Source organism: Paracoccus sp. UBA5162 (assembly GCF_002413585.1).
Classification (GTDB): Bacteria; Pseudomonadota; Alphaproteobacteria; order Rhodobacterales; family Rhodobacteraceae; genus Paracoccus.
On the sequence record NZ_DHXG01000048.1, the window covers coordinates 1 to 9,697 of the forward strand.

12 protein-coding genes are annotated in these 9,697 nt (G+C 66.3%); 6 read left to right on the forward strand and 6 right to left on the reverse strand.

The features are described from left to right. The 6 genes from B4A72_RS06865 to B4A72_RS06890 all read right to left on the reverse strand — a co-directional run. The coding region (locus B4A72_RS06865; RefSeq protein ID WP_292978256.1) for an acetyl-CoA carboxylase biotin carboxylase subunit at window positions 1–1,256 on the reverse strand (1,256 nt) is incomplete at its 3' end. 102 nt (window positions 1,257–1,358) lie between these two features. Next, window positions 1,359–1,571, reverse strand: a complete 213-nt coding sequence (locus B4A72_RS06870) for a hypothetical protein (protein WP_292952605.1) — start codon at window positions 1,569–1,571, stop codon at window positions 1,359–1,361. 75 nt (window positions 1,572–1,646) lie between these two features. Beyond that, the gene (locus tag B4A72_RS06875; RefSeq protein WP_292952608.1) at window positions 1,647–1,895 is read right to left on the reverse strand and encodes a hypothetical protein; all 249 of its coding nucleotides are present in this window, start codon (window positions 1,893–1,895) and stop codon (window positions 1,647–1,649) included. Between the two features lie 130 nt (window positions 1,896–2,025). Continuing rightward, window positions 2,026–2,430, reverse strand: a complete 405-nt coding sequence (locus B4A72_RS06880) for a hypothetical protein (RefSeq protein ID WP_292952611.1) — start codon at window positions 2,428–2,430, stop codon at window positions 2,026–2,028. 69 nt (window positions 2,431–2,499) lie between these two features. After that, window positions 2,500–2,643 carry a hypothetical protein gene (locus B4A72_RS06885; protein ID WP_292978257.1) on the reverse strand — a complete coding sequence of 48 codons (144 nt, stop codon included), beginning with the start codon at window positions 2,641–2,643 and terminating at the stop codon, window positions 2,500–2,502. Between the two features lie 198 nt (window positions 2,644–2,841). Beyond that, complete coding sequence (locus B4A72_RS06890; RefSeq protein WP_292978258.1) at window positions 2,842–4,374, reverse strand: acyl-CoA carboxylase subunit beta; 1,533 nt, start codon at window positions 4,372–4,374, stop codon at window positions 2,842–2,844. 177 nt (window positions 4,375–4,551) lie between these two features. Between B4A72_RS06890 and alr the strand changes: the two genes are divergently transcribed. The 6 genes from alr to B4A72_RS06920 all read left to right on the forward strand — a co-directional run. Next, complete coding sequence (gene alr / locus B4A72_RS06895; protein WP_292978259.1) at window positions 4,552–5,568, forward strand: alanine racemase; 1,017 nt, start codon at window positions 4,552–4,554, stop codon at window positions 5,566–5,568. Then, a complete protein-coding gene (locus B4A72_RS06900; protein WP_292978260.1) occupies window positions 5,565–6,329 on the forward strand; it encodes an MlaE family ABC transporter permease in 765 nt (254 codons plus the stop codon). Before alr ends, B4A72_RS06900 begins: the two co-directional genes overlap by 4 nt. Beyond that, entirely contained in the window at window positions 6,326–7,045 is a 720-nt protein-coding gene (locus tag B4A72_RS06905; RefSeq protein WP_292978261.1) for an ABC transporter ATP-binding protein, read from the forward strand. The genes B4A72_RS06900 and B4A72_RS06905 overlap by 4 nt, the downstream gene beginning before the upstream one ends. Window positions 7,046–7,171: 126 nt before the next feature. Further along, window positions 7,172–8,269, forward strand: coding sequence for a PhoH family protein (locus B4A72_RS06910; protein WP_292955594.1), 1,098 nt, complete (start codon window positions 7,172–7,174; stop codon window positions 8,267–8,269). Then, window positions 8,262–8,759: an rRNA maturation RNase YbeY gene (gene ybeY / locus B4A72_RS06915; RefSeq protein ID WP_292955591.1), complete on the forward strand. Its 498-nt coding sequence runs from the start codon at window positions 8,262–8,264 to the stop codon at window positions 8,757–8,759. The genes B4A72_RS06910 and ybeY overlap by 8 nt, the downstream gene beginning before the upstream one ends. Continuing rightward, a partial coding sequence (locus tag B4A72_RS06920) for a hemolysin family protein (RefSeq protein WP_292955588.1) occupies window positions 8,756–9,697 on the forward strand: 942 nt, incomplete at its 3' end. The genes ybeY and B4A72_RS06920, both read left to right, overlap by 4 nt.

The window sequence follows — 9,697 nt, forward strand, 5'->3', positions numbered from 1 at the left end:
CCGCGCGTCGGCGCCCAGGTGCAGAGCTTGGCGATCATCGGGTCATAGAACATGCTGATCTCGCCGCCCTCGTAGACGCCGGTATCGTTCCTGACGGCGGTGGGGCTGTCGCCGCCCTCGTTGTCATTGACCCAGTTGCCGCTGTCCTTCAGCGGACCTGCCGCGATCTCGGATGGCGGGCGATAACGGGTCAGGCGACCGATCGAGGGCAGAAAGCCGCGATAGGGATCCTCGGCATAGAGCCTGCTTTCCATGGCCCAGCCGGTGATCTTCAGATCGGATTGCGCGAAGGGCAGGGGCTGACCGTCGGCCACGCGGATCATCTGTTCGACCAGATCGACGCCGGTGATCAGTTCGGTCACCGGATGTTCGACCTGCAATCGGGTGTTCATTTCGAGGAAATAGAAGTTCCGCTCGCCATCGACGATGAATTCGACGGTGCCCGCGCTGGTATAGCCCACGGCCCTGGCCAGCGCGACGGCCTGTTCGCCCATCGCGCGGCGCGTCGCCTCGTCCAGAAACGGCGAGGGGGCCTCTTCGATGACCTTCTGGTTGCGGCGCTGGATCGAACATTCGCGTTCATGCAGATAGACCGCGTTGCCGTGCTGGTCGGCCAGAACCTGGATCTCGATATGGCGCGGCTGGGTGACGAATTTCTCGATGAAGATGCGGTCGTCGCCGAAGCTGCTGGCGGCCTCGTTCTTCGAGGACTGGAAACCCTCGCGCGCCTCGTCGTCGGTCCAGGCGATGCGCATTCCCTTGCCGCCGCCGCCCGCGCTGGCCTTGATCATCACCGGGTATCCGATCTCGCCCGAGATCCTGACCGCTTCGTCGGCATCCGCGATCAGGCCCATGTAGCCCGGCACCGTGCTGACACCTGCCTCCTGCGCCAGCTTCTTCGAGGTGATCTTGTCGCCCATCGCCTCGATCGCCGTGGCGGGCGGACCGATGAAGGCAATACCCGCCTGATCCAGCGCCTCGGCAAACCTGCGGTTCTCGGACAGAAAGCCATAGCCGGGATGAACGGCCTCGGCGCCGGTCTCGCGGATCGCCTGCAGGATCCTGTCGATCACGATATAGGACTGGTTCGCGGGAGCGGGGCCGATATGGACGGCCTCGTCGGCCATCTTCACATGCAGCGCGTTGCGATCCGCGTCCGAATAGACCGCGACGGTCGCGATCCCCATCTTGCGGGCCGTCTTGATGACGCGGCAGGCGATCTCGCCGCGATTGGCGATCAGGATTTTCTTGAACATGGGCGCTCCGGGACGGCAGGCATGAAAAGACCGCCCGCGACGGACAGGTCGCGGACGGTCGAACAGGGCCAGACGCGCGGCGTGCGCGCGGTGGTCAGAGAGTTACTGGCACAGGCGGACGTCGTCGCACAATGCGCCGGCAGCTCCGCCGATCGCGGCGCCCTTGATGGCGTTCTTGCCGCCGACGCTGGCAGCGGTCGCGCCGACGCCTGCGCCGATGATCGCGCGATCCATGTCGGTCGGGTTGATTCCCTGCGTGCAGCCCGCCAGCGCGGTTGTGCCGACCAGGGCCGTAAGAGCGAGAAATTTCGGCATGTCAGATATCCTGTCGTTTCTTTGGCGCAAATCCAACGTGACCCGCGCCGGATCGGTTCATCATATCTGCGTGTATCAGTAGCGTCGCTGGCAGACGCCCGCGTCGTCGCACAGAGCACCCGCGCCCGCGCCGATCGCGGCGCCGGTGGCGATATCCTCGTCCAGCGCCTTGGCGATGACCGCACCCGCAACGGCGCCCCCTGCCGCGCGCTGCGCATCCGGCGACAGGCCAGTCGCGGTGCCGTAGCCCTGCTGGCAGGCTGCAAGAACAAAAAGGAGAAGAAGCGAACCGCCCGTAAGGCGGGCAAAACGTTTGGATTGCATGGTAACTTGCCTGTTTCTGTGACTCGGGTTCGAGCCGGGTTTCGGTCGTGCGAGGCTACTATGGCACAGTGCGCCGATCTGTCAAATTGACATGGGCGTGACGGTAAAATGGCAAGCAGCTTATCGCCCATCATTCCTCGTCCCCGTCATCCATGTCGTCCGCGTTCCAGCCGGGCGCGGCAAGGGCGTCGGGCGCGAAGATCTCGGGGAACGCGGCTTCGGCGGCTACCATGTCCACCTGCAGCAACTGGCCGTAATCGGCCGGGTCGAAATCGCCTACCGCCTTGACCTCGCGCCCGATCAGCCAGCCCAGGCGTCCCGCGTCCAGATTTCCGCGTTCGAAGGGTTCGGAGCCGAAATGCCGGATCAGAGCCGCCAGAAAGCCCGCATCGGCGCGCCGGTCGGCGGCCTTGCGATCGCGGAATCGTTCGCGCCGGGTGATCGGCGTCGCGCCCTGCCTGCGGTTCTCGCGGCGAATGGTGAACTGGAAATCGGTGCCCGGCAGACGGCCTGGAAAACCGCGATGTTTCAGCATGTTCCGCGCCTCCGCAAGGCTTGGGGCGCGACCGCGCGCGGGCAGCGGGGCCGCCCGCGCAGGGCTGTGTCAGTTTTCGTACTGGCCCTGGAAATCGGGCTGAGGTGTGACCGCGCCGTCCATCGGAGTATAGAGGTTGATTTCGGGCTCCCGACGCTGGCAGGCCGCGAGGGCCGAGACCAGAACCAGGCCGAGAATGATCTTTTTCGACATATCATCTTGCTCCTGTGATGCGGGCGCGGCTGCGCCCGGCTGCCCGGGAGCGCACCTTGACGGGTCTCCCCGCAGCCGATGATAGCCGCCATGAACGCGGCCAGACAGCGGGGCTGTCTCGGGCTGGGCGGATAGCCGCCGGGCCGGGGCCGGCCCGCATCATTCAGGCACATGGGCATCATGAGCAAATTCCGAAACCTACAGGGGAATGTTGTCGTGTTTCTTCCACGGATTCGACAGGTTCTTGCCGCGCAGGCTGGCAAAGGCCCGGGCCACGCGCCGCCGGGTCGAGCGTGGCTGGATCACGTCATCGACGAAGCCTTTCTCGGCCGCGACGAAGGGATTGGCGAAACGGTCCTCGTAATCCCTGGTCCGGGCCGCGATCTTGTCGGCGTCGCCCAGTTCGCTGCGATACAGGATCTCGACCGCGCCCTTGGCGCCCATCACCGCGATTTCCGCCGTGGGCCAGGCATAGTTGAAATCGCCGCGCAGATGTTTCGAGGCCATCACGTCATAGGCCCCGCCATAGGCCTTGCGCGTGATCACCGTGACCTTCGGCACCGTCGCCTCGCCATAGGCGAACAGCAGCTTCGCGCCGTGCTTGATGACGCCGCCATATTCCTGGCCCGTGCCCGGCAGGAAGCCCGGCACGTCGACGAAGGTCAGGATCGGGATCTCGAACGCATCGCAGAAGCGCACGAAACGGGCGGCCTTGCGGCTGCTGTCGATGTCCAGACAGCCGGCCAGAACCATCGGCTGGTTGGCGACGACGCCGATGGTGCGGCCCTCGATCCGCACGAACCCGGTGATGATGTTGCCGGCGAAATCCTTCTGGATTTCGTAGAAATCGCCCTCGTCGGCGATTTTCACGATCAGTTCCTTCATGTCGTAGGGCTGGTTCGGATTGTCGGGAACCAGCGTGTCCAGGCTGTCCTCGATCCGGTCGGGATCGTCGTAAAAGGGTCGGACCGGGGCCTTGTCGCGGTTGTTCAGCGGCAGGAAATCGAACAGGCGGCGGATTTCCGACAGCGCCTCGACATCATCCTCGAACGCGCCATCCGCGACGGAGGATTTTCGCGTATGCGTGCTGGCTCCGCCAAGCTGTTCGGCGGTCACGACCTCGTTCGTCACGGTCTTGACCACATCGGGCCCGGTCACGAACATGTAGCTGGTATCCTTCACCATGAAGATGAAGTCGGTCATCGCGGGGCTGTAGACCGCGCCGCCGGCGCAGGGCCCCATGATGACGCTGATCTGCGGGATCACGCCCGAGGCCATGATGTTGCGCTGGAACACGTCGGCATAGCCCGCCAGGCTGGCGACGCCTTCCTGGATGCGCGCGCCGCCGCTGTCGTTCAGCCCGATCACCGGCGCGCCATTCTGCATCGCCATGTCCATGATCTTGCAGATCTTGCGGGCATGGGTTTCCGACAGCGAGCCGCCGAAGACGGTGAAATCCTGCGAAAAGACATAGACCATGCGGCCATTGATCGTGCCCCAGCCGGTCACGACGCCGTCGCCATAGGGGCGATCGTCCTGCATCCCGAAATCGGTGCTGCGATGGGCGACGAACATGTCGAATTCCTCGAAGCTGCCCTCATCCACCAGCAATTCGATCCGCTCGCGGGCGGTCAGCTTGCCGCGCTTGTGCTGCGCATCGATGCGCCGCTGCCCGCCGCCCAGTCGCGCCTCGCTGCGGCGGCGTTCCAGTTCCTGCAAGATGTCCTTCATCGCGCGGCCCCTTCCGGTTCGGTGGCGGAACGCTAGCGCGCCCGGCCGGAGCATAAAAGAAGTTTCGGGAAAATTTGCAAACCACACCAGCGTGCCGCTACGGAAAATGCAAATCTGCAAATGCCGCCGATCACGGACGGCCTTGACGCGGCGCGAGGCTTGGAGGAAAGCGGGATCATGGGTTTGCAGATCGATCTTGCGGCCATCGTGGCCAACTGGACGGCGCTGGCCGGCAAGGCGCCGGGTGCGCGCGCCTCGGCCGTGGTCAAGGCCGATGCCTACGGGCTGGGCGCGGGACGGGTGGTGCCTGCGCTTCATGCTGCGGGCTGTCGCGATTTCTTCGTGGCCCTGGCGTCCGAGGGACGGGCGATCCGGCCGCATCTGCCCCCGGATGCGACGATCAACGTCCTGTCCGGTCACATGGAAGGCGCCGATCTGGACGGGCTGGTTCCGGTGCTGAACAGCGCCGAGCAGTTCTTTCGCGACAGGACCATGCGACCGGGCAAGCCCTTCGCGATCCAGCTGGACAGCGGCATGAACCGGCTGGGCATGGAAGCCGCCGAATGGGCGGCGATCCGGGCCGAGGCGCTGGCCGCCGGGCCCGCCTTCATCATGTCGCATCTGGCCTGCGCCGACGAGCCGGATCATCCCGCCAATGCCGCCCAGCTTGCCGCCTTCCGCGCGATGACCGATGGCTGCGGCGTGCCGCGGTCGCTGGCGGCGACGGGGGGCATCCTGCTGGGGCCGGATTACCATTTCGACCTGATCCGACCCGGTGTCGGCCTGTATGGCGGGATGCCTTTCGCGGAAGCCCGTCAGGTTGCGCGGCTGTCGCTGCGGGTAATCCAGACGCGGCCGGTCGAGGCGGGCGAATATGTGGGCTACGGCGCGACCTGGACCGCCAGCGGCCCGCGCCGGATCGCGACGGTCGATGCCGGCTACGGCGATGGCATCCTGCGGGCGCTGTCGGGCAGCGGGGCAAGCCTCTATGCCGGTGGCGTGGCGTGTCCCATCGTCGGCCGTGTCTCGATGGATCTGATCACGGCCGATGTGACGGCGCTGGCCACGGTGCCCGACGCGCTGGAGCTGATCTGCCCCGAACAGACCGTTGACCGGCTTGCGGATTTCGCCGGCACGATCGGATACGAGATCCTGACCGCGCTGCGCCAACGCTATGTCCGGACCTATCTGTGAACCCGGTCCGCTGGATCGGACGGCAGGCCCTGGGCCTGACCCGCGCCATCGGATCGCTGGCCCTGTTCGTCGCGCGCGGCCTGTTCCGCCTGCGCCCGTTCTACGCCCGCCTGTTTGCCGCCCAGATGCTTCAGATCGGCTGGCTGTCGCTGCCGGTCGTGGGCCTGACGGCCCTGTTCACCGGCGCGGCGCTGGCGCTGCAGATCCATTCCGGCGGGGCGCGTTTCCAGGCGGGCGACGTGGTCCCGGCCATCGTTGCCATCGGCATGGTGCGCGAACTTGGCCCGGTCCTGGGCGGGCTGATGGTCGCCGCCCGCGTCGCCAGTTCCATCGCCGCCGAGATCGGCACCATGCGCGTGACCGAGCAGATCGACGCGCTGGTCACGCTGTCCACCGATCCGATCCGCTGGCTGGTGACGCCGCGGCTCTGGGCCGCGATCCTGACCGTTCCGGTTCTGGTGGCGGTGGGCGACAGCATCGGCATCATGGGCGGCTGGCTGGTCGGAACGCAATCGCTGGGCTTCAATTCGACCGCCTATCTGTCCAATAGCTGGGCCTACCTGGAACGCTGGGACGTGCTGTCGGGGCTGATCAAGGGCGCCGCCTTCGGGCTGATCGTGGCGGCCAGCGGCTGCTGGTTCGGAATGCGGTCCGGGCGCGGGGCCGAGGGCGTCGGCCGGGCCACCAAATCCGCCGTCGTCGCCGCCGCCGTCGGCATCCTTGCGGCGAATTTCGCGCTGACAGGGCTGTTTTTCCGATGATCCGGGTCCACGGCCTGACCAAAAGCTTCGGCCCGAAACGGGTGCTGGCCGGAATCGAGATCGGTGTCGAGCGGGGCGAAAGCCTGTGCGTGATCGGCCAGTCTGGAACCGGCAAATCGGTGCTGCTGAAATGCATCCTGGGGCTGGTGGCGCCGGATGCGGGCGCGATCCTGTGGCAGGACCGACCGCTGGATGCCGCCGCGCGGCCCGACTTCATGCGCCATTTCGGGATGCTGTTCCAGGGCGGCGCGCTGTTTGACAGCCTGAATGTCTGGCAGAACGTCGCCTTTCGCCTGCGCCAGCACATGCCCGATGCCAAGGCGCGCGCCATCGCGGTCGAGCGTCTGGGTCGTGTCGGACTGCCGCCGGAAACCGCCGGGTTGATGCCGGCCGAGTTGTCCGGCGGGATGGCAAGGCGCGTCGGTCTGGCCCGCGCCATCGCGCATGACCCGGCGGTGATCTTCTTCGATGAGCCGACGACGGGACTTGACCCGATCCGCGCGCGCAGCATCAACGCGCTGATCCGCGGCATCGTGCGCGAGACGGGCGCGACCGCGATCACCATCACCCACGACATGGATTCGGTCCGCGCGATCGGCGACCGCGTGGCGCTGTTGCAGGACGGCCGCATCGCCTGGGACGGGCCGGTGGTGCGGATGGATGATGCTGCGCCGCTGGCCGACTTTCTGGGGCATCGACCGGCGGACGGGACGTGAAGCGCCACGGCCTGCGGCGGGTTTCGGCCTTTTCCGGCCGATTCCTTCCCGGCGCCTGCACCGAGGCCGTGAAATCGCCCGGCGACATCTTGTGCGAATCCCCCCGGATCGCCACCATAGGGAAAGATGCCTGAGCAGGAGAGAAATTTGGGTCTGACCCCGACGCCCCCCGTGACGACCGCCGCCCCCGAAACCCTGCTGGAATTCCCCGACAACCGGCTGCTGATCGACCTGTGCGGCGCCAATGACCGGCACCTGGCGCGGATCGAGGAAGCCCTGGGCGTTCACATCCTGCGACGCGGCAATCAGCTTGCGGTGGTCGGCGGCCCCGAGGCACAGGCCGAGACGGCGCAGCTGTTGCGCGGGCTCTATGCCAGGCTGGAACAGGGCAAGCCCGTGGGCCTGCCCGAAATCGAGGCCGCGCTGCGCATGGGCATCGACCAGCCGAGCGAAACCGGCCCGGTCGAACAGATCGAGATGTTCGCCGCCGGCAATTACGAATTGCGCACCCGCAAGAAGTCGGTCGAGCCGCGGACCGATGCGCAAAAGGCCTATGTCCGGTCGCTGTTCGAACACGAACTGGCCTTCGGCATCGGCCCTGCGGGCACCGGCAAGACCTATCTGGCCGTGGCCGTCGGCGTCACCATGCTGATCAACGGCAATGTGGACAAGATCATCCTGTCGCGCCCCGCCGTCGAGGCGGGCGAGCGGCTGGGCTTTCTGCCCGGCGACATGAAGGAGAAGGTCGATCCCTACATGCAGCCGCTCTACGACGCGCTGAACGATTTTCTGCCCGCCAAGCAGATGCAGAAGCTGATCGAGGAAAAGCGCATCGAGATCGCGCCGCTGGCCTTCATGCGCGGCCGCACGCTGGCCAGCGCCTTCGTCGTGCTGGACGAGGCGCAGAATGCCAGCACGATGCAGATGAAGATGTTCCTGACCCGCCTGGGCGAGGGATCGCGCATGGTCATCACCGGTGATCGCACCCAGATCGACCTGCCGCGCGGCACGCAATCGGGGCTGGTCGATGCGGAACGGGTTCTGGACGGCGTGAAGGGGATCAGCTTCAGCTATTTCACCGCCAAGGATGTCGTGCGACATCCGCTTGTCGCGCGGATCATCAACGCCTATGACGCCGAGGACGCGGCAGCCATCGCCCGTGGCGAAACAGAGGAGCCGCGCGGCAGCTATGTGCCCCGACGTGCCATGCGACGAGATGCCTGACGAGATAGCAACCGACTGCGTCATCGAGGATGAGCGATGGGAAGAGGCCGGGCTGGATGACCTGGCCGACCGCGCCGTCGCGGCGACGCTGACCTGGCACGGGATCGGCGGCGAGGTCGTGGTGATGGGGTGCGACGATGACCGCATCGCCGCGCTGAATGCCGATTTCCGGGGCAAGCCGCGCGCCACCAACGTCCTGTCCTGGCCATCTGTCGAACACGCCCCGCACCAACCCGGCGCGCGCCCCGTCCTGCCCGCGGTCGACGAATGGGGCGATATCGCCATCGCCTTCGACACCTGTGCCGCCGAGGCGCGCGCGCAGACCAAGCCGCTGGCCGATCACGTCACCCATCTGCTGGTTCATGCGACGTTGCACCTTCTGGGCTATGATCACCAGAACGATGCCGACGCGGAAACCATGGAAGCGTCCGAACGTTCGATCCTGTCAATTCTGAACATTCCCGATCCTTATCAAGAGAAAGTGTCATGAACTCCGAAACGCGATTATCCGCCCGCCCGCTTGGGGCCGACGCCGCCTCCGAGGCGGATGGCGTCGGCGGCGAGGGGCGCGACCTGCCGCAGTCGCGCGGCTTCTTCGGGCGGTTCTTCGACGCGCTGACGGGATCGGAAGAGGACGAGGCGGGCGATGAAGGCGACCGACCGGTGGCCCAGCCCGCGCCCGGCATGGTCAATCTGCGGCGGATGCGCGTCGATGACGTGGCCATCCCCAAGGCCGAGATCATCGCGGCGCCGCTGAACGTCACGCTGAACGATCTGGTCGAGATGTTTCGCGAGCACGGCTTTTCGCGCATTCCGGTCTTTCGCGGCACGCTGGACAGCCCGCTGGGGTTGATCCACCTCAAGGATCTGGCGCTGAAGCACGGCTTCGGGACCGGCGGCAAGTTCACCCTGCGGCCGATGCTGCGACCGATGCTGTACGTGCCGCCCTCGATGCCCATCGGGGTGCTGTTGCAGCAGATGCAGCAGAAGCGGACCCATATGGCGCTGGTCATAGACGAATATGGCGGCGTCGACGGCCTGGTCACGATCGAGGACCTGATCGAACAGGTCATCGGCGAGATCGAAGACGAGCATGACGAGGCCGAGGGCCGGATGTGGATAAAGGAAAAGCCGGCGCAATGGCTGATCCAGGCCCGCGCGCCGCTGAACGAGGTCGAGGCCGAGACCGGGCTGCGGCTGGCCAGCGACGACGAGGACGACGAGATCGACACCCTGGGCGGCCTGATCTTCATGCTGGCCGGACGGATTCCGTTGCGCGGCGAGGTGATCGCGCATGATTCGGGCGTCGAATTCGAGGTGGTCGAGGCTGATCCCCGCCGGATCAAGCGTGTGCGGATGCGCGCGCCCGGCGCCACGGCCTCTGCCCCCGACGCGCCCCGCAAGCGGCCCGCGCCGCAGAACGCCGAG

Bases quoted from the DNA above. Each gene is read 5' to 3' on its own strand.
- B4A72_RS06885 (WP_292978257.1), bottom strand. From the start codon at position 2,643: ATGTCGAAAAAGATCATTCTCGGCCTGGTTCTGGTCTCGGCCCTCGCG.
- alr (WP_292978259.1), top strand. From the start codon at position 4,552: ATGGGTTTGCAGATCGATCTTGCGGCCATCGTGGCCAACTGGACGGCG.
- B4A72_RS06870 (WP_292952605.1), bottom strand. From the start codon at position 1,571: ATGCCGAAATTTCTCGCTCTTACGGCCCTGGTCGGCACAACCGCGCTG.
- B4A72_RS06875 (WP_292952608.1), bottom strand. From the start codon at position 1,895: ATGCAATCCAAACGTTTTGCCCGCCTTACGGGCGGTTCGCTTCTTCTC.
- B4A72_RS06890 (WP_292978258.1), bottom strand. From the start codon at position 4,374: ATGAAGGACATCTTGCAGGAACTGGAACGCCGCCGCAGCGAGGCGCGA.
- B4A72_RS06880 (WP_292952611.1), bottom strand. From the start codon at position 2,430: ATGCTGAAACATCGCGGTTTTCCAGGCCGTCTGCCGGGCACCGATTTC.
- B4A72_RS06910 (WP_292955594.1), top strand. From the start codon at position 7,172: ATGCCTGAGCAGGAGAGAAATTTGGGTCTGACCCCGACGCCCCCCGTG.
- ybeY (WP_292955591.1), top strand. From the start codon at position 8,262: ATGCCTGACGAGATAGCAACCGACTGCGTCATCGAGGATGAGCGATGG.
- B4A72_RS06905 (WP_292978261.1), top strand. From the start codon at position 6,326: ATGATCCGGGTCCACGGCCTGACCAAAAGCTTCGGCCCGAAACGGGTG.